The sequence below is a fragment of the Pedococcus bigeumensis genome, assembly GCF_039531795.1.
GTDB classification, from domain to species: domain Bacteria; phylum Actinomycetota; class Actinomycetes; order Actinomycetales; family Dermatophilaceae; genus Pedococcus; species Pedococcus bigeumensis.
Genome location: NZ_BAAAQS010000005.1, coordinates 439122 through 457366, shown reverse-complemented (window position 1 = coordinate 457366; position 18245 = coordinate 439122). Strand labels below are relative to the sequence as shown.

At 72.0% G+C, this 18245-nt stretch carries 19 protein-coding genes; 11 read left to right on the top strand and 8 right to left on the bottom strand.

Features of this window, described 5'->3' with window-relative positions; genetic code table 11:
* Nucleotides 1–10: 10 nt before the first annotated feature.
* The 4 genes from ABD262_RS17835 (at nt 11) to ABD262_RS17820 (ending at nt 3741) form a co-directional block, all read left to right on the top strand.
* Nucleotides 11–712: a response regulator gene (locus ABD262_RS17835; protein WP_344139094.1), complete on the top strand. Its 702-nt coding sequence runs from the start codon at nt 11–13 to the stop codon at nt 710–712.
* Nucleotides 713–770: 58 nt separating this feature from the next.
* Nucleotides 771–1943 carry a winged helix-turn-helix domain-containing protein gene (locus ABD262_RS17830; protein ID WP_425564919.1) on the top strand — a complete coding sequence of 391 codons (1173 nt, stop codon included), beginning with the start codon at nt 771–773 and terminating at the stop codon, nt 1941–1943.
* An 82-nt stretch (nt 1944–2025) separates the two neighbouring features.
* A complete protein-coding gene (locus tag ABD262_RS17825) occupies nt 2026–3393 on the top strand; it encodes an MFS transporter (protein ID WP_344139090.1) in 1368 nt (455 codons plus the stop codon).
* 33 nt (nt 3394–3426) lie between these two features.
* Nucleotides 3427–3741, top strand: coding sequence for a GNAT family N-acetyltransferase (locus tag ABD262_RS17820; protein WP_344139088.1), 315 nt, complete (start codon nt 3427–3429; stop codon nt 3739–3741).
* A 54-nt stretch (nt 3742–3795) separates the two neighbouring features.
* Here the strand turns inward: ABD262_RS17820 and ABD262_RS17815 are convergent, their stop codons facing one another.
* The 3 genes from ABD262_RS17815 to ABD262_RS17805 are packed head-to-tail and all read right to left on the bottom strand — an operon-like array spanning nt 3796 to nt 5634.
* Nucleotides 3796–4782 carry a hypothetical protein gene (locus tag ABD262_RS17815; RefSeq protein ID WP_344139086.1) on the bottom strand — a complete coding sequence of 329 codons (987 nt, stop codon included), beginning with the start codon at nt 4780–4782 and terminating at the stop codon, nt 3796–3798.
* A gap of 1 nt (nt 4783) precedes the next feature.
* Nucleotides 4784–5425: a cytochrome b N-terminal domain-containing protein gene (locus ABD262_RS17810; protein WP_344139084.1), complete on the bottom strand. Its 642-nt coding sequence runs from the start codon at nt 5423–5425 to the stop codon at nt 4784–4786.
* Nucleotides 5422–5634 carry a hypothetical protein gene (locus ABD262_RS17805; protein ID WP_344139082.1) on the bottom strand — a complete coding sequence of 71 codons (213 nt, stop codon included), beginning with the start codon at nt 5632–5634 and terminating at the stop codon, nt 5422–5424. Before ABD262_RS17805 ends, ABD262_RS17810 begins: the two co-directional genes overlap by 4 nt.
* A gap of 330 nt (nt 5635–5964) precedes the next feature.
* On the opposite strand from ABD262_RS17805, the gene secA reads away from it, so the two are divergent.
* The gene (gene secA / locus ABD262_RS17800) at nt 5965–8871 is read left to right on the top strand and encodes a preprotein translocase subunit SecA (RefSeq protein WP_344139080.1); all 2907 of its coding nucleotides are present in this window, start codon (nt 5965–5967) and stop codon (nt 8869–8871) included.
* Nucleotides 8872–8976: 105 nt separating this feature from the next.
* Here the strand turns inward: secA and ABD262_RS17795 are convergent, their stop codons facing one another.
* On the bottom strand, nt 8977–9462 hold the full coding sequence (locus tag ABD262_RS17795; RefSeq protein ID WP_344139078.1) for an Rv3235 family protein: 486 nt from the start codon (nt 9460–9462) through the stop codon (nt 8977–8979).
* 74 nt (nt 9463–9536) lie between these two features.
* On the bottom strand, nt 9537–10340 hold the full coding sequence (locus ABD262_RS17790) for a LysM peptidoglycan-binding domain-containing protein (protein ID WP_344139076.1): 804 nt from the start codon (nt 10338–10340) through the stop codon (nt 9537–9539).
* A 170-nt stretch (nt 10341–10510) separates the two neighbouring features.
* On the opposite strand from ABD262_RS17790, the gene ABD262_RS17785 reads away from it, so the two are divergent.
* The gene (locus ABD262_RS17785) at nt 10511–11053 is read left to right on the top strand and encodes a hypothetical protein (protein WP_344139074.1); all 543 of its coding nucleotides are present in this window, start codon (nt 10511–10513) and stop codon (nt 11051–11053) included.
* An 18-nt stretch (nt 11054–11071) separates the two neighbouring features.
* Here the strand turns inward: ABD262_RS17785 and ABD262_RS17780 are convergent, their stop codons facing one another.
* Nucleotides 11072–11296: a helix-turn-helix domain-containing protein gene (locus ABD262_RS17780; RefSeq protein ID WP_056922813.1), complete on the bottom strand. Its 225-nt coding sequence runs from the start codon at nt 11294–11296 to the stop codon at nt 11072–11074.
* A 273-nt stretch (nt 11297–11569) separates the two neighbouring features.
* Between ABD262_RS17780 and ABD262_RS17775 the strand changes: the two genes are divergently transcribed.
* Together ABD262_RS17775 and ABD262_RS17770 are read left to right on the top strand one after the other, a co-directional pair.
* Nucleotides 11570–12262: an SAF domain-containing protein gene (locus tag ABD262_RS17775; protein WP_344139069.1), complete on the top strand. Its 693-nt coding sequence runs from the start codon at nt 11570–11572 to the stop codon at nt 12260–12262.
* The gene (locus tag ABD262_RS17770) at nt 12259–13506 is read left to right on the top strand and encodes a CpaE/TadZ family protein (RefSeq protein ID WP_344139067.1); all 1248 of its coding nucleotides are present in this window, start codon (nt 12259–12261) and stop codon (nt 13504–13506) included. Before ABD262_RS17775 ends, ABD262_RS17770 begins: the two co-directional genes overlap by 4 nt.
* On the opposite strand, the gene ABD262_RS17765 is transcribed toward ABD262_RS17770, so the two are convergent.
* Both ABD262_RS17765 and ABD262_RS17760 read right to left on the bottom strand, forming a co-directional pair.
* Entirely contained in the window at nt 13496–14851 is a 1356-nt protein-coding gene (locus ABD262_RS17765; protein WP_344139065.1) for a hypothetical protein, read from the bottom strand. The genes ABD262_RS17770 and ABD262_RS17765 overlap by 11 nt on opposite strands.
* Nucleotides 14848–15312 (bottom strand): cupredoxin domain-containing protein, encoded by a 465-nt coding sequence (locus ABD262_RS17760; protein ID WP_344140039.1) that lies wholly within the window; start codon nt 15310–15312, stop codon nt 14848–14850. Before ABD262_RS17760 ends, ABD262_RS17765 begins: the two co-directional genes overlap by 4 nt.
* A gap of 49 nt (nt 15313–15361) precedes the next feature.
* On the opposite strand from ABD262_RS17760, the gene ABD262_RS17755 reads away from it, so the two are divergent.
* The 3 genes from ABD262_RS17755 to ABD262_RS17745 are packed head-to-tail and all read left to right on the top strand — an operon-like array spanning nt 15362 to nt 18242.
* Complete coding sequence (locus ABD262_RS17755) at nt 15362–16786, top strand: WS/DGAT/MGAT family O-acyltransferase (protein WP_344139063.1); 1425 nt, start codon at nt 15362–15364, stop codon at nt 16784–16786.
* Complete coding sequence (locus tag ABD262_RS17750) at nt 16783–17823, top strand: patatin-like phospholipase family protein (protein ID WP_344139061.1); 1041 nt, start codon at nt 16783–16785, stop codon at nt 17821–17823. The genes ABD262_RS17755 and ABD262_RS17750 overlap by 4 nt, the downstream gene beginning before the upstream one ends.
* Complete coding sequence (locus tag ABD262_RS17745; protein ID WP_344139059.1) at nt 17820–18242, top strand: DUF6912 family protein; 423 nt, start codon at nt 17820–17822, stop codon at nt 18240–18242. The genes ABD262_RS17750 and ABD262_RS17745 overlap by 4 nt, the downstream gene beginning before the upstream one ends.
* Nucleotides 18243–18245 lie beyond the last annotated feature (3 nt).

Here is an 18245-nt window from a genome sequence, read left to right as displayed (position 1 = left end):
TATGTGCCTCGTGTCGAATGGGGATGGTGGACTGGGCAGCGGTGCCGACCCGATCAGGGTCGTCATCGCGGACGACCACGTCCTCTACCGCCGCGGCCTCCAGATGGTGGTGTCGCAGGACGACGACATCGAGATCGTCGGCGAGGCCGGCGACGGCAAGGAGGCGGTCGACCGCACCGTCGAGCTGCTTCCTGACGTCGTGCTGATGGACGTGCGGATGCCGCACACGTCGGGCATCCAGGCCTGCCAGACCATCAAGGCCCTGGTGCCGTCGACCAAGATCATCATGCTGACGATGTCCGACGAGGAGTCCGACCTCTACGAGGCGGTCAAGGCCGGTGCCAACGGCTACCTCCTGAAGGACGTCCCCGGCGAGGAGATCGCCGACGGCGTGCGCGCGGTCTTCAACGGCGACTCGCTGCTGTCGCCCTCGATGGCCTCGAAGCTGCTCGCCGAGTTCGCCCACATGAGCAAGCGCCAGGGCGAGCGGCCCAGCGGGGTCGGGGCCCCGCGGCTGACCGACCGCGAGCTCGAGGTGCTGCGGCTCGTGGCGCGCGGGCTGGCCAACAAGGAGATCGCCCACCAGCTGTTCATCTCCGAGAACACCGTGAAGAACCACGTGCGCAACATCCTCGAGAAGCTGCAGCTCCACTCGCGGATGGAGGCGGCCATGTACGCCGTCCGCGAGAACCTCCTCGAACCCGGCGAGTGACCAGCGACGCACCGCTGTGACGATCCCTGTCCGACGGCCCGACCCGGCCCCGGTGCGCTTGACCCGTGCCCAGGCGCGCCGCATCGCCTTGGCCGCCCAGGGTTTCGCCGACCCCCGGCCTGCGCCCGGCACCGTCACGATGCGTCACGTCCAGCGCGTCATCGACCGCGTCCAGATCATCCAGATCGACAGCGTGAACGTGCTGACCCGCAGCCAGTACCTGCCCTTTTTCGCCCGCCTCGGCCCCTACGACACCGCGCTGCTCGACCGGGCCCGTGACCGCGCGCCCCGTCGGCTGGTGGAGTACTGGGCCCACGAGGCGAGCCTGATCCCGCCTGCGACGTGGCCGCTGCTCGACTTCCGGATGCAACGCGCCCTGCACGACTCCTGGGGCGGGATGCAGCGGGTGGCCCGCGAGCACCCGGAGCTGGTCGATGCCGTCCTCGCCGAGGTCACCGCGCGGGGTCCGATCACCTCACGCGGCCTCGAGGCAGCGCTGGAGCACGACCTGCCGCGCCAGCGTGACCAGTGGGGCTGGAACTGGTCGCTGGTCAAGAGCGCCGTCGAGCACCTGTTCTGGGCCGGTCAGATCAGCAGCGCCGGCCGCACCAGCCAGTTCGAGCGACGGTATGCCGCCCTCGAGCGCGTCCTGCCCGGTCACCTCGCCGCCGAGGTCGCCGACCCGGCGGCCCGGCCTCCGCACGACGTCGCCTTCCGCGAGCTGATGCTCATCGCCGCCCGCGCGCACGGGGTGGGCACGGAGCAGTGCCTGCGCGACTACTTCCGGCTCAAGCCCGAGCAGGCCCGCCCGGCCCTCGACTCCCTGGTGGCCGACGGTGCCCTCCTGCCGGCCACGATCGAGGGCTGGAAGCGCCCGGCCTACCTGCACCCGGAGGCGCGGCGCCCCAGGAAGGTGCAGGCCCAGGCGCTGCTCAGCCCGTTCGACTCACTCATCTGGCAGCGCGAGCGCACCGCCGCGCTCTTCGGCATGGACTTCCGGCTCGAGATCTACGTGCCCGCCCACCTGCGGGTGCACGGCTACTACGTGCTGCCGTTCCTGTTCGGCGACCAGCTGGTGGCGCGCTGCGACCTCAAGGCCGACCGGGCCGCAGGGGTGTTGCGGGTGCAGGCCCTGCACTGGGAGCCCGGCGCCCCCGAGGCGGCCCGGGCGGCGCTCGACGACGAGCTGGGCCTGATGGCGGGCTGGCTCGGCCTGACCGGCGTCGCCTGACCGGCTGCTGGTGGCGGGATCCGGGTGGGGGTTGTCCGGAATGCGCTGTCAGTGCGGCTGGGCTGGCAGATAGCCTGCGGGAGTGACGATTCCTGCCGCCGCCAGTCCCGCCGACACCGTGGCGACGGCCCCGACCGGTCGCCGCCACCTCCACCGGGCCTGGTGGGTGGCCCTGGTGATCCTCGGCGCCCTGGTGGCCGCCGCGGGCTTCCGCTCCTCCACCGGCGCACTGCTCGAGCCGCTGGAGTCCGAGTTCGGTTGGTCGCGGGCCACCACCTCGGGCGCGGTCACGGCCAACCTGGTGATCTACGGGCTGACCGCGCCGTTCGCGGCAGCGCTGATGGAGCGGTTCGGCCTGCGCCGGGTGGTCTGCCTCGCCCTCGTGCTCGTGGCGCTCGGCAGCGGGCTCACCACCGTGATGACGTCGCCGTGGCAGCTGTGGCTGCTCTGGGGGGTGTTCGTCGGCGTCGGGGCCGGGGCGATGGCGCTCGTGCTCGGCGCGATCGTCGCCAACCGCTGGTTCGTCGAGTCGCGCCGCGGCCTCGTCACCGGGGTGTTCTCCGCCGCCGGGGCGGCTGGTCAGCTCGTCTTCCTCCCGGGCATCGCGGCGCTGGCCGCCGGGCCGGGCTGGCGCTGGTCGGCCCTCGTGGTCACCGGGGCGGCCCTGCTGCTCGTGCCGCTGGTGGTGCTGGTCGTCCGCGACCGGCCCGCCGACCTCGGCCTGCGACCCCTGGGGGCACGCCCGGGGGAGCCGCTCGACGAGCCGGCCACGCGGCATACCGGGGCGCAGGTGGGGCCGGCAGCGCTCGCCGTCCGGACGCTGCGCGAGAGCACGCGCTCACGCACCTTCTGGATCCTCTTCGGCACCTTCTGGATCTGCGGCTGGTCGACCAACGGGCTGATCGGCACCCACTTCATCCCGGCGGCGCACGACCACGGGATGCCCGAGACCACGGCGGCCGGCCTGCTCGCGCTCGTCGGCATCTTCGACCTGGCCGGCACCATCGCCTCCGGCTGGCTCACCGACAAGGTCGACCCGCGGCTGCTGCTCTGCGGCTACTACGGCTTCCGCGGGCTGGCCCTGCTGTTCGTGCCCGCCCTGCTCGGGCCCGACATCCACCCGAACCTGTTCATCTTCATCGTCTTCTACGGGCTCGACTGGGTGGCCACGGTGCCGCCGACGATCGCCCTGTGCCGCAGGCACTTCGGGGTCGCGCGCTCGGGGGTCGTCTTCGGCTGGGTCTTCGCCGCGCACATGGTCGGCGCCGGCGTCGCCGCGAGCTATGCCGGCTGGGTGCGGCAGAGCACCGGCGACTACTTCACCGCCTGGCTCACGGCCGGCGGCCTGTGCCTGTTCGCGGCGCTCGCCTGCCTCGCGATCTCGAGGTCGCCCGAACGCGGCTCGTGGAGCTCGGAGGGCGAGGACGCCGAGGTGGGCGCGGTCGCCTGAGGGTCGGGCCGGAGGCTGCGTTGGCACTCGTGCTTGGCTTGGCGCATGACCGAGCCACGGACCTCCGACATCGTGGTCAGCGACAACCCGGCCGAGCACCGGTACGAGGCCCGCATCGACGGCGCCCTCGCAGGCTTCTCCGCCTACCGGTTCAAGGGTGCCCACATCGTCTTCACGCACACCGAGGTCGACGACGCCTACGCCGGGCACGGCGTGGGTGGGGTGCTGGCGAGGGGTGCGCTCGACGACGTCCGGGCCCGGGCCGAGCACGACGTCGTCGCACTCTGCCCCTTCATCTCCGCGTGGATCGCCCGGCACCCCGACTACCAGGACCTCGTCGCGCCCTGACCACGGAGGGCCGGTCCGCGCGCCTGCCGCACGCGTCCCGGACCTCGCGCCCCCTCACCCCCGGTCGCGGGGGTGGTCGCGGTAGTAGTCGCGCCAGATCAGCCGGTGCACCGGCACGAGGCGCGGGAGGTCACGCAGCCCCGGGATCAGTGGCAGGAACATCAGCCCCAGGGTGAGCACCATCATCAGCGCCCACACCTCGGCATCGGCGTTCTCGGAGGTGGAGAACGGCGGCACCTGGTACCAGAACGTGTAGAGCCACATCCAGGGCTGGCCGGGGTAGTTGCCGGTCTCGTTCATCATCCCCCACTGGTCGCCCCCGAGGTGCTGGGCGCGGGCGCTGTCCTCCAGGTAGGCGCCGTCACTGAGGAGCAGCAGCGCTCGGGTCTGGTCGCCACCGTAGAAGTTGCCCGACGACGTGAGCTGGCCCTCGAGTCCCCCCGAGCCGGCGAGGTCGAGGAAGGACCGGGTGAGCACGGGCACCGGGCCGTAGGGCCCGGGGGCCACCGCGGCGGGGTTGCCATCGGCCGCCTTGCCCAAGGCGTCCGCGTAGGCCGTGGCCCAGCCGGTCCGCGTGGCCTCGTCGGCACCGCGCCAGGTCGCCAGGGCGGCCTTCGTCGGCGCGTCGGTCCGGGCTGCGGTGAGCGGCCCCAGGATCAGGTCGGCAGAGTCCACCGGGATGCGGACACCGCCCCACCGCTGCAACGGCACGCCCAGGACCTTCTGCCCCTCGGCCGCGGAGTTGTACGGAGGGCCGTACGACGCGCTGGTGCTGGTGCCGGCCAGCTCGGCGGCTGCCGTCGCGACGACGTCCGCAGGGGCGGCCTTCGCCCACCCCGCCATGGTGATCGCGGGCTCGTCGGGGGAGGAGAACACCGCACCGAGGCCGACCGTCAGCAGCGCCACGGCCAGCAGGGCGACGACGTACTCCTTGACCAGGTCGTAGGGCCGGGTCGAGAACGAGTGCGAGTCGCGGGTGCGGAGGGTCCCGGAGCGGCGGCTCTGTTGCGAGCGCGGCTTGCTGGGCGTGGCGGTGGCCATCTCAATCGCCCTCCTCGGCGTCGATGGGAGGCACGACTCCGTGCCGTCGCACGAGCACGACGTGCAGCACGGTGATCAGGCCGACGGCCAGCGGCAGCAGCACGACGTGCCAGAGCAGCATCTGCCCGGGGTTGAGCACGTTGAACCACGCGCCCACCCCGATGGCGTTGAGGCCGTCCTTGGCCTCCGCGCTGATCCACTGGGAGTCGAAGTTCGACTGCGACAGGTAGCCCGTGAACGCCGTGCCGATGGAGGTGAGGAACGCGACCACCCCGGTGACCCAGGTGAGCAGCCGGTTGCCCCGCCACGCCGCCATCCAGAACTTCCCCCACAGGTGGATGACCATGAAGCCGAAGAAGAGCTCGACGCTCCACAGGTGGAGCGAGTTGACGAAGTGCCCGAGCGACGACCCGTGCCACCAGCTCGCGCCGCCCACCGCCAGCCCGCACCCCGTCACCACCACGACGGTCAGGGCCGCCAGGGTCAGGACGCCGAACACGTAGACCCAGGACGAGACGTAGACCGGCTGGCGGTCGGGGAGGGCCTGCCCGGGCGGGACGGTGTGCACGATGCGGTCGCGCAGCGCCGTGGTCCAGCTGTCGGCGGGCCGACGGACCCGCTCGGCCCGCGGGACGCTGCTCATGGCCGGTCCCCGTCGGCGTCGCCGTCGTCGCGCTGCACCCGGCCGCCGGGGACCTCCACGTGCGTGCGCCCGAAGGGCACCAGCAGCGCGACCACGAACAGCACGACCATCGCCAGGATGATCAGCAGGTTGGCCAGCTCGATGCTGAACCACCCCCAGGAGAGCACGTGCCCGCCGGGCGGGAATGCCGCAGATGCCATCTGGACCATGTCGACCTCGACTCTGAGCGGGTGGCCGGGAGCCCACCAACGACTCAGGATGTGGTCGTCAGTGGCCCGTCGGACAGGGCCCTAGGTCCCCTCCTCGGCGTGCGGTCGGAACCCCCGCGCGGCCCGGCACGTTCGGCGCTGGGGGAGGGTTCCCCCGCCCGCGTGTCCACGGTGTCACGCCGACTCGACTAGCCTAGGTCGGGCGGTTGCCACCCGGATGACCACGGCTGGGAACTTCCGGGCGTAGCAGGAGATCAAGAACGTCCGGGCGAAGCAGGAGATCAAAACCTCCGGGCGTAGCAGGAGATCAGAAACTTCAGGAGATGTTGCGTGTCCAAGATCGTCGAAAAGCTGCTGCGTGCCGGTGAGGGGCGCATCCTCAAGAAGCTCCACGGGATCGCCGCCCAGGTGAACTCGATCGAGGAGGACTTCGCCGCGCTCACCGATGCCGAGCTGCGGGCGGAGACCGACGTCTTCCGCAAGCGCCTCGCGGACGGCGAGACCCTGGACGACCTGCTCCCGGAGGCGTTCGCCGCCGTGCGGGAGGCCTCCAAGCGGACCCTCGGCAAGCGTCACTTCGACGTGCAGCTCATGGGTGGGGCCGCCCTCCACCTCGGCAACGTCGCGGAGATGAAGACCGGTGAGGGCAAGACCCTGGTCGCCACGCTGCCGTCCTACCTGAACGCCCTCGAGGGCAAGGGCGTCCACGTCGTCACGGTGAACGACTACCTGGCCGAGTACCAGTCCGAGCTGATGGGCCGCGTGCACCGCATGCTGGGCCTGGAGACCGGTGTCATCCTCGCCTCGATGACGCCCGAGCAGCGTCGCGCCGAGTACGCCAAGGACATCACCTACGGCACCAACAACGAGTTCGGCTTCGACTACCTGCGCGACAACATGGCCTGGTCGGTCGACGAGCTCGTGCAGCGCGGCCACAACTTCGCGATCGTCGACGAGGTCGACTCCATCCTCATCGACGAGGCGCGCACGCCGCTGATCATCAGCGGTCCCGCCGACGCCGCCACCAAGTGGTACACCGAGTTCTCCAAGATCGCCCAGCGGCTGACCCGCGGCGAGCTCGAGTCCGGCGAGGGCGACTACGAGGTCGACGAGAAGAAGAAGACCGTCGGCGTCCTCGAGGCCGGCATCGCCAAGGTCGAGGACTACCTCGGCATCGACAACCTCTACGAGTCCGTCAACACCCCGCTCATCGGCTACCTGAACAACGCCATCAAGGCGAAGGAGCTGTTCAAGCGCGACAAGGACTACGTCAACATGAACGGCGAGATCCTCATCGTCGACGAGCACACCGGCCGCATGCTGGCCGGCCGTCGCTACAACGAGGGGATGCACCAGGCGATCGAGGCGAAGGAGGGCGTCGAGATCCAGAACGAGAACCAGACGCTCGCCACGATCACCCTGCAGAACTACTTCCGCATGTACGACACCCTCTCGGGCATGACCGGTACGGCCCAGACCGAGGCCGCCGAGCTCAACTCGATCTACAAGCTCGGCGTCGTGCCGATCCCGACCAACCGCCCGATGATCCGCAAGGACCAGGCCGACCTCGTCTACCGCACGGAGGAGGCGAAGTTCGCCGCCGTCGTCGACGACATCGCGCAGCGGTATGCCGAGGGGCAGCCCGTGCTCGTCGGCACCGTCTCGGTCGAGAAGAGCGAGTACCTGTCCGACCAGCTGCGCCGCAAGGGCGTCCCGCACGAGGTGCTCAACGCCAAGCAGCACGAGCGGGAAGCCGCGATCGTGGCGCAGGCCGGCCGCAAGGGCGCCGTCACCGTGGCGACCAACATGGCCGGTCGAGGCACCGACATCATGCTCGGCGGCAACCCCGAGTTCATGGCGGTCGCGACCCTCAAGCAGCAGGGCCTCGACCCGGTCGAGACGCCGGAGGAGTACGAAGCCGCCTGGGACGCCGCGCTCGCCAAGGCCGAGGAGGCCGTGCAGGCCGAGCACGACGAGGTGACCGGGCTCGGTGGCCTCTACGTGCTGGGCACCGAGCGCCACGAGTCGCGTCGCATCGACAACCAGCTGCGTGGACGCTCCGGTCGCCAGGGTGACCCCGGTGAGTCGCGGTTCTACCTCTCGCTCCAGGACGACCTCATGCGGCTGTTCAACGCCGCGATGGTCGACCGGTTCATGACCACGGCCAAGATGGAGGACGACGTCCCGATCGAGTCCAAGATGGTCAGCCGCTCGATCCAGAGCGCGCAGGGCCAGGTCGAGGGTCGCAACTTCGAGATCCGCAAGAACGTCCTCAAGTACGACGACGTCCTCAACCGCCAGCGCACGGTCATCTACGACGAGCGCCGCCGCGTGCTCGAGGGCGAGGACCTGCACGAGCAGATCCGCCACTTCATCAACGACGTCGTCGGCGGGTACGTCGACGCGGAGACCGCCGAGGGTTTCGCCGACGACTGGGACCTCGACCGCCTGTGGACCGCCCTCAAGACGCTCTACCCGGTGTCGGTGACGCCTCAGGACGTCCTCGACGCCGCCGACGGGGCGCTGACCCGCGACAGCCTGCGCGAGGTCATCACCTCCGACGCCCACCACGCCTACGACGAGCGCGAGGCACTCCTCGGTGCGGAGGTCATGCGTGAGGTCGAGCGCCGGGTGGTGCTGTCCGTGCTGGACCGCAAGTGGCGTGAGCACCTCTACGAGATGGACTACCTCCAGGAGGGCATCGGCCTGCGGGCGATGGCCCAGCGTGACCCGCTGGTCGAGTACCAGCGCGAGGGGTTCCAGCTCTTCGAGGCGATGAACGAGTCCATCAAGGAGGAGTCGGTCGGCTACCTGTTCAACGTGCAGGTCGACGTCGACCAGCCCGAGGAGCAGGCTCCGGCACTCCAGCCCGTCAGCGTCTCCGACATGCTCGCCGGGTCGGGGCTGTCCTCCGCCGCCGCGGCCGACGAGCCGGCGGACGCCTCGGCCCTGTCGGGCAACGGTGGCCGGGCGGCGGAAGCCGAGCTGGTGCCCGCCGAGTCCACCGCTGCCGCGGAGAAGCACCCGACCTTCCGGGCCAAAGGTCTGGAGCAGCCGGAGCGTCGTCCGCAGCAGCTGCAGTACTCGGCGCCGAGCGAGACCGGCGACGTGGAGCACCGGGCGGTGGGGTCGGTCGACGACACCCTCAGCGAGGCCCAGCTCAAGGGCGCGTCCCGCAACGGACCGTGCCCCTGTGGGTCGGGCAAGAAGTTCAAGATGTGCCACGGGAAGCCGTGACGCACACCAGCTGACACCGTCCAACTTCTGGCCACCAGTGCCGCGTGCCCGCCCCTCCCGGGTCGGACCCGCCGCGCGGGTGGCCAGAAGTCGTAGGGGCGTGGGTCAGCCGATCTGGAGGGCTTCGACCCGCCAACGGCCGTCGAGGCCCACCAGCCGGAAGGCCAGCGCGCGGACCCGCCCACCGTCGACGACGACGGCGCTGGCCTCGGCGACCCCGTCGGCGGGCTCGCACACCCGGACGCCACGCACCACCGTCCGCCGCGTCGACCCCGCCCCACGCCGGGCGGAGACCGCCGCGCGGCGCGCGACCGCGGCATACACCTCGGGGGTGGTCCAGCGGAGCACCTGGGGCGCGGGACGCGCTCCGGCCATCACCTCGACGAGTCCCTGGGCGATGTGGCCGGCCCACGGTCGGGGGTCGGGGAGGTGGTCGCGCCGGGTCGGGCGTTCGCCGAAGAGCTGTTCGTCGGTCATCGCGTCGAAGTCGACGGCCAGCGCGTCCTGGACGTAGCGGGCCGGCCCGCTGTCGTCGGGCACCCACGACTCGAGCTCGCTCAGCACGGGTGGCCGGGTGCGAGGGGCCGGCACGATCCGCAGCGGGGTGAGCCGACCTGCGACTGGTGCACCTGTCGGTGGGCCGGTGGGCGCGGCTCCGGACGCGCTCACCGCCGGCCTCCGGTCGGCTGGCCGTGCAGCCTGCCGCCATCGGGCGCCCGCAGCACCTGACCCGGCAGCAGGACGTCGGGGTCGGGACCGATGACGTCGCGGTTGGCCGCGTACCAGTGCGGCCAGGCCGCGGCGACCTCGGTGTCGGTGGCACCGGGACCGAGCTCGCGACGCACGATGCCCCACAGCGAGTCGCCCCGGTGGACGACGACCTCGCTCGGCTGCGGTGCGCTCACGCCGGTCACCAGGCGCGCCACCGGCGCGGGTGTGTGCGCCGGGCGCGCCGGGGTCCAGCCGGGCGAGGGCGCAGGCGTCGGGACGGTCAGCGCGAACCCGGGCACGCGTGCCGGGGCAGCGCGGTGACCTCCCGCCGACTCGACCGACGCGACACTCACGGCCACCACTCCCTGCGCGGCGTCCGCAGCAACCGCGGCGCCCGGCGCCCCGGTGGTGCCGAGGGCCGCCCCCACCAGGATCGCTGCGACCCGCCTCGTCACGGCCGGCGCGAGAGCCAGTGACCAGCGCCGGGCCCGGTCGCCGAACCGGCCGGGGAGGTGGGCCGCGCAGGCGACGGTGGTGCCGACCACGAGCCACGCCCCGAGCAGGGCGCCGACGACCAGGACGACCAGGACCACCGCCTCGTCGAGCGCGGCCGGTCCGGGGGCCCGCACCACCCGCCACGTGTTCCTCGCGGCGATCAGGGCCCCCAGCTCCAGCCCGACCAGCGCACCGATCGCGGCTGCCGGTCTCAGGCTCGGACCGATCCTGCGCCGACGGCCCTGCGACTCGTTGAGCACCATCCACACCCCCTGTGGCCGTTTGCAACCGTGTCGTTTGATTGCATGTGCATGTGTTTGCTTCGGTTGGAAGGTAACAACGTGCTGCGGTTGTGGCAAGGTTTCGGTCCGTCCGTCTGACCCGCCGAGACGGATCCGACACACGGAGGCGGACGGATCGGGAGGCAGGGCAGATGCGTTGGGACGACCTCTTCTCAGACCTGGGGGCGCAGTGGGATGCGGAGAAGCGTCGCGAGCTGGACGGCGAGGTGGCCGACCGCACGAGGCGTGAACGGGCCCTGGTGGGGCTGCACGAACGGCTGGCGGCGGCCCTCGGGGCGCGAGTGGCGCTGACGGTGCACGCGGTCGGTCCGCTGTCGGGGCGGGTCCTCGAGGTGGGCGACGGCTGGCTGCTGCTGGCGACGGAGGCCCGCGGTCCGGCCCTCGTGCCGTTTCCCGCCGTCACCGGGGTGGCGGGGCCGTCCCTGCGCGTCGACGGTGCGAGCAGCGGGCGGCGATTCGGCCTCGGCTACGCCCTGCGAGGACTGAGCCGAGACCGCGCCACCGTGCTCGTGACGGACCTCGACGGGGTGGTGTTGAGCGGCACGATCGATGCGGTGGGTCGCGACGTGCTCGAGCTGAGCGAGCACGCCCCGGACCTGGCCCGCAGGGCGGAGAACGTCACCGGGCGTCGCCTCGTGCCGTTCTCCGCGGTGGTGCTGGTGCGCCCGGCCTGACCGGCCGGGCGCCGCGAGTCAGTCCTGACCCTGGCCGAACGGGTGGGCGGCGACGAAGGTCTTGGTCTCGCTGTACATCCGCTGGATGTACCCCTCGAGCTCGGCGACCTCGACCCGCCACTGTCCGCGTCCGCCGACCTTGATCGCGGGCAGCTCGCCGGACCGGACCAGTGCGTATGCCTGTGCTGACGAGATGTCGAGAACTTCCGAGACCTCGGAAAGCTGAATGAAGCGCTTTGCCACGTTCTTCCCCTCTTCTTCCGCCAGTCGCCTTGACTGGGAGCAGACCTTCCCTTGACCGAATTTTTACCATGTTCTTGTGGCTGCGTCTGTTCGTTGAGGGAATTCTGGCATCCATAGCCGTTTGGGGGAGTTGGCCTCCCGACCTTGTGGATGACCCGCGGACCTGTGGACTGAGCGGGTGGTGGCCCTGCGGAGTGCGTCATCATGACCGCTCCGGGCGCACGAACCAAGCACCCGGGCCGGGCGGGACCTGACCGACCCGGGTGGATCGGGATGAAGGGGGACATCGCCATGACCGACCTCGCCGTGCCCAAGGCGGTCCGGCTCCAGCGCCCGGGCTGGCGCGATACGCGCCTGCTGGTGGGCGTGTTGCTGGTGCTGTCCTCGGTCGTCCTCGGCGCGTTCGTCGTGGCGCACGTCGACGACCGGACCGCCGTGTATGCCGCACGGGGGCCGTTGGTGCCGGGCCAGCGGCTCACCGACGACGACCTCAGCCGGGTCGACGTCCAGCTGGGGCCGGAGCTCCCCGCCTACCTCTCGGCGACCGTGGGGCTGGCCCCGGGCCGCTTCGTGCTGCGGCCGGTGCCTGCCGGCGAGCTCGTCCCCGCCGCGGCGGTCGGAGACCGCAGCGAGGTGGGGGTCCAGCCCCTGGTCCTCACCGTCGGCGCGGGGTCCGCGGCCGCCCTCGAGGTGGGCTCCACGGTCGACGTCTACGTCAACCGGGTCGACCCGGCCGACGGCGGCAGCTCGGCGGCTCGGTTCATCGGTCCGGAGCTCACCCTCGAGGCCGTTTCCGTGTCGAGCCTGCCGCGCAGCTCGGGTGGGTTGGGCGGCTCGGCCGGCGACCGGGCGGTGCAGGTCATGGCGCCGACGCCACGCATCAAGGAGATCATCGCCGCGGTCGACCTCGGGGCGCGGGTGACGGTGGTGCCGGTGGCCGGGTCGGCCCTGCGGGTGGAGCAGTGACCCGTCAGGTGATCGCCGCCCTCGACGCGTCGTGGGAGTCGGAGCTGGTCGCGGCGGTCGAGGCGACGGCCGGCTACACCGTGGCGCGACGGTGCGCCGATCTCGCCGACCTGCTGGCCGCGGCTGCCGCCGGCCACGGGGAGATCGCCCTGGTCTCGGCCGACCTGCGCGCGCTGGACCGTCCGGCCCTGCACGAGCTGGCCAGCCACGGGGTCGAGGCGGCCGGTGTCGTCGGTCCGGGTGACGAGCCCGGTGAGCGCCGGCTGCGCCAGCTCGGCCTGGAGGTCGTGCTGCGCGCCGACCTGGCCAGTCACGAGATCGACGACGCCCTCGACGCGCTCGAGGCGATCCACCTCGGACAGCTCGACCCGGGCCGCGACGCCGGAGACGCCGATGACCTCGACCCGGGCTCGGTGCCGCCGACCCGGGCGGCGGTCATCGCGGTGTGGGGGCCGACCGGCGCGCCGGGTCGCACGACGGTCGCGGTCAACCTGGCCGCCGAGCTCGCCCTGCGCGAGCCGACCCTCCTGGTCGACCTCGACACCTACGGCGCGTCCATCGCCCAGGCCCTCGGGCTCCTCGACGAGGCGCCGGGGGTCGCGGCGGCGGCCCGCGCCGCCGACCAGGGTGGGCTCGACCTCGCCGGCCTGGCGCGGGTGGCGCCAGAGGTGAGCCCGGGGCTCCGGGTGCTGACCGGCCTGCCGCGCGCGGCCCGCTGGACCGAGCTGCGCGCACCGTCGGTGGCGCACGTCCTGGCCACCGCGCGGGGGCTGGCGCGGTTCGTGGTCGTGGACTGCGGGTTCGCGATCGAGGACGACGAGGAGCTGTCCTACGACACCCTCGCCCCGCGTCGCAACGCCGCCACCCTCACCGCCCTGGAGGAGGCGGACGAGCTGGTGGTGGTGGGGACCGCCGACCCCATCGGGTTGCAGCGCCTGGTGCGGGCGGTCCAGGACCTCGGGTCGGTGCCGTCGCCCACGGCCCGCGTGGTGGTCAACCGGGTCCGTGGCACGTCGGTGGGCCCTCGACCCGAGCACCGGATCGCCGAGGCGCTCGCCCGCTTCGCGGGGATGGACGACCTCGCCTTCCTGCCCCTGGACCAGTCGACCACCGACGCGGCGCTGTTCGCCGGGACGACGCTGGCCGAGCTCGCGCCGCAGTCCGGGCTGCGCCGGGCGATCAGCTCGCTCGCCGACGCGTATGCCGCGCCGAGGCCCGAGCGCCGTCGCCGCCTCAGGAGCTGAACAGCAGGGTCAGCCCACCCACGGTGTAGCCGACCATCAGCACGAGCAGGGGCACTTGGCCGAGCACGGCCGCTCGACGGGGGAAGAGCGTGATCGCGCGCTCGTGGGCGGCGACGACGCCGAGGACGTGACCGGTGATGATGGCCGTCACCTGGATGCCGGCCACCAGTCCGGGGGCGATGAGGGCCGCCGAGGGCGAGAGCCCGGCGGTGCCCAGCCAGTTGGCCCCCGTCCCCAACGGGTCGCTCATCCTGGCCAGGCCGTGGGTGCCCTCCCACACCCACAGCGACCAGTAGTGCGCGACGAGGTAGCCCGCGGCGATCGGGATCAACGAGGGTGCGAACGCCGTGGCGATGCCGCGCACGCTGACGCCGGCGAGGCGTGCGGACAGCACGGCCGCGGCATACAGGGACGCGGCCACGACGAGGCTGAACGCGACCAGGGCTGCGGTCTCCCAGACGCGGGCTGGGAGGCTGGAGGACTGGACGAAGGTGTACCAGCGGGTCTCGCCGGAGAAGCCGTCGTAGGCCGTGGTGCCGAGCATCACCGAGGTGACGGCGAGCAGCCCGGGTGCCGCCGCGAGCTGGAGCGGCCCGTGCAAGGGGGTCCGCAGCACCCACCGCCCGTCGTCCCGTCGGCCGAGCGGGCTGAGCGTGCCGTAGAGCGACGACCACGCGGCGAAGGGGTCGCCACGGCGCAGGTACGGCGTGCCGAAGGTAAGGGACAGGACGATGCTCACGATGAGGTAGCCGAGCACGGCGATGCGCAGCACCGGCTGGTCCGCGTTGTCGGGGGCGATCAGCTCGAGCCACGCGAAGGCGAGCAGACCCGTCGCGGCCGGCCAGTAGCCGAGCCGGTAGTCCAGGAGGGCGAAGTCGTCCTCGATGCGGGCCGCCCGCAGGATGCCGGCCCTGATCCAGCGCACCGGGTTGAGGAGCCTCCAGAGGCCGCCGAAGACCATCGACAGGAAGGCCAGGCCGACCCAGAGCCACACGTAGACGACGAAGGGCACGGGGTTGTTCGCGTCGTCCTTGCCGAAGACCAGGGCCAGCAGGGTCCACGCCGTGATGGCGAGCGACAGGATGACGAAGAGCCCGCGGACGGCGGCGCTGTCGAGGCCGAGCGCGACGGGCATCGGCAGCAGGCGACCGTCCCTGGCGTCGAGCCGGGGCTGCTTCCAGAGCAAGCCCAGGGCCACGAACGAGACCACCAGGGCCAGCCCCGCTCCGACGAGCAACAGCGAGAAGGGCAGCGGGAGGTCTTCGCGCGACCCCACGCCGTGGGCGGGCACCAGCGCGGGCAGGGCCGCGGCTGCGGGGTGGGCGCCGAAGCTGCCGGGCGTCACCGGACCGCGATCTTCATCAGCCGCAGCTCCGGGTGGTGGGTCTCCACCTCGTAGACGCCGGGCTGGTCGCCGGTGACGGTGACGGTCGTCGGGGTCCCCGCGACCAGGTCCTCCTCGACCTCGAACCCGTGGATGTGGAGCTGGTCGGCGTGGTCGCTGGTCACGGTGAGGGTCAGCTTCTCGCCGACCGCGAGGTCGACCGTGGCCGGGGCGGGGGTCACCTTCGAGCCCGTGACCGTGATGTCGATGGTGCGGCCGGCCGCGCTCGAGCTGCTGGACGAGCCGGACGAGCTGGAGGCGCTGGAGCTGCTCGAGGAGGTCGCGGAGGGAGTGGTCGAGGGGGAGGTCGAGCTGCCCGTCCCGGCGTCGTCACCGGAGCTCCCGCACGCGGCGAGGCCGAGGGTGAGCGGCAGGGCCAGGGCCAGCCCGACGGCATACCCCCGTGGCGCTCGCAGCGTCATCTTCGTCACGAACCCGAGTCTAGACAGCGCTTTCTGACACGATGAGCGGGTGCCTGACCGCCTGAGCTCCCTCGACGCGTCGTTCCTCTACCTCGAAGAGGCGACGACGCCGATGCACGTCGGTTCGGTCATGGTGTTCGACCCCCCGAGCGACGGGTTCGACTACGACCGGCTGGTCCAGCTGATCTCCACGCGGATCGCGTTCGTGCCCCGCTACCGGCAGCGGATCCGGCAGATCCCCGGCCGCCTCGCGAACCCCGTCTGGGTCGACGACGAGAACTTCGACGTGACCTACCACGTGCGCCGCTCGGCCCTCCCGCGTCCCGGCACCGACGAGCAGCTCCAGGAGTTCGTCGCCCGGATCCAGCCGCGCGCCCTCGACCGGCACCGCCCCCTTTGGGAGGTCTACCTCGTCGAGGGCCTGGCCGAAGGACGCTTCGCGATCGTGACGAAGTCCCACCAGGCGCTGGTCGACGGCATCCACGCCGTCGACATCGCCCACGTCATCGTCGACGGAGACCCGGCCGCCGAGGGCCTGGTCACCGACACCTGGCGGCCCTCCCGTGAGCCGAGCGACATCGAGCTGCTCACCGGCGCGCTCGTCGACGCCGTCCGGCGGCCCAGCGAGGTCGTCGAGAACATCCGCGGCGGCATGGTCGACGTCAAGGCCGTGGGCACCCGCGCCCTTACTGCTGCAGGCGATGTCGTGTCGACGCTGGCCCGCACGGCGGCGCGACCGGCTCCGCACTCACCGCTCAACGCGCCGGTGGGTGAGGCCCGCCGCTACGTCATGATCGGCACCGACCTCGAGGACTACCGCAAGGTCCGCAGCCGGCTCGCCCGGGGCAACTACGCCGACGACGTCTCGATCAACGACGTGGTGCTCGCGACGATCTCCGGTGCCTTCCGCACCTGGCTGCTGACCCGTGGCGAGTCCGTCCACTCCGGGACGACGGTGCGGGCGATGGTGCCCGTCAGCGTCTACGACGAGGACGCGCGCCACGTCGGCAGCCGGCTGACCGCCTGCTTCGTCGACCTGCCCGTCGGCGAGCCCGGCCCGTCGATGCGGCTGCACCAGATCGCGTTCGCCATGCGCCAGCAGATGGAGGGCGGACAGGCAGTCGGTGCGGAATCCCTTGCCGGACTAGCGGGGTTCGCGCCGCCGACCCTCCACTCCCTGGGAGCCCGCCTCGGGAGCGCGGTGTCACGACGGCTGTTCAACGTGGTCATCACCAACGTGCCCGGCCCCCAGCACACCTTGTATGCCGGTGACGCGCGGATGCTGTCCACCTACCCCGTGATGCCGCTGGCCAAGGGGCAGGCCCTGTCGATCGGGCTGACGTCCTACGACGGTGGCGTCTACTACGGCCTCAACGCCGACCGTGACTCGATGCCCGACATCGACGTCCTCGGCCAGAGCATCGTCGATTCGCTCGGTGAGCTGCTGGACAGCCACCGGTCCAAGGCGCGATGACTCCGGCTCGGGCAGCCCGGACGGCGGCCTCGGGTCGTGGCCCGCGGCGGGGGCTCGTGCTCGGCGGCGGCGGGGTGCTCGGCGCCGCGTGGATGGTCGGTGCGCTCACGGCGCTCGAGGCCGAGCTCGGGGTGGACGTGCGCGAGTTCGACGAGTTCGTGGGCACGTCGGCCGGCTCGGTGCTGGCCGGCCTGCTCGGGGCCGGCGTCCCGGTCGCCGACCTCCTCACCCACCAGCTCGAAGGGGCCATCGACGTCGGCCCGTTGGCCGGCTACGCCTGGGACTACGAGAAGGACACCGGTGGTGACCGACCGGGACTCCCCAAGGTCGGGCTCGGATCGCGAGAGCTGTTGCGGCGCAACGCGCTCCACCTGCGTCACCTGCCCCCGACGGCTGTGCTGTCAGCGATCCTGCCGGAGGGTCGCGGCAGCATCGAAGCAGTCGGCGCCATGGTCGGCCACGTCGTCCCCCACGGGTGGCCGTCCCGTGGAGGGGTCACCGTCGTGGCCCTCGACTACGACACGGGGGAGCGGGTGGCCTTCGGTCGCGAGGGCGCTCCGGTCGTCGACCTCCCGGCTGCGGTGATGGCCTCGTGCGCGATCCCCGGTTGGTACCAGCCGGTGCGCATCGGTGACCACCGTTACATCGACGGCGGCGCCTGGTCGTCGACCAACCTCGACCTGATGGTCGGCCGGGGCCTCGACGAGGTCTACGTGCTCGCCCCCCAGGTGAGCTTCGTCCGCGACGCGCCCCGCCACTGGCGCACCCGCGTGGAGCGGCAGTGGCGCAACCGCGTGACCCTGCGGGTGCTGCGGGAGCTCGCCAAGGTCCACGACGACGGTGCCGACGTGACCGTGCTCGGCCCCGGCGAGGAGGACCTCGAGGCGTTCGGCTCCAACCTCATGGACGTCTCCCGGCGGCCGGCCGTCATCGCCACCTCCCTGCGCACGTCCGCCACAGCCCTGCACGACCCTGCCCCCCTACCCGACCGCTCGGCTTTCGACGATGTCGGACGACTCAGCGAGGACGTGGGATGACCCAGACCAGGATCTACATTCCCCTGCTACCCGACGCCGTGCGCCGGCTGGCCGCCGACCGGGAGATCGGTCCGGCGCCGGTCGCCGCCTTCGGCGTCACCGACCGGGTCGAACGCGCCGACCCGACCGGCCTCGAGGAGGAGTGGGAGTACGCCGCGCTCACCGAGGCCGCGGAGGCGGCCGCGCTGCTCCAAGGAAACACGGTCGCCAAGCGGGTCGTCGCCGCGGCGGACGTCGACCCCGGCTCGGTCTCGTCGGACGGCAGCCGTGAGTCGCTCGCCGCAGTCACCGTCGGGAGCCCCGTGGCGCTCCGGCAGGTGGTGTCGTTCCACGTCGACGAGGAGGCGGGTGACCAGGGGATGGAGGACCTGCTCTGGTACGACGCGACGGAGCTCGACGAGGTCCTTCGCCTGCTCTGAGCG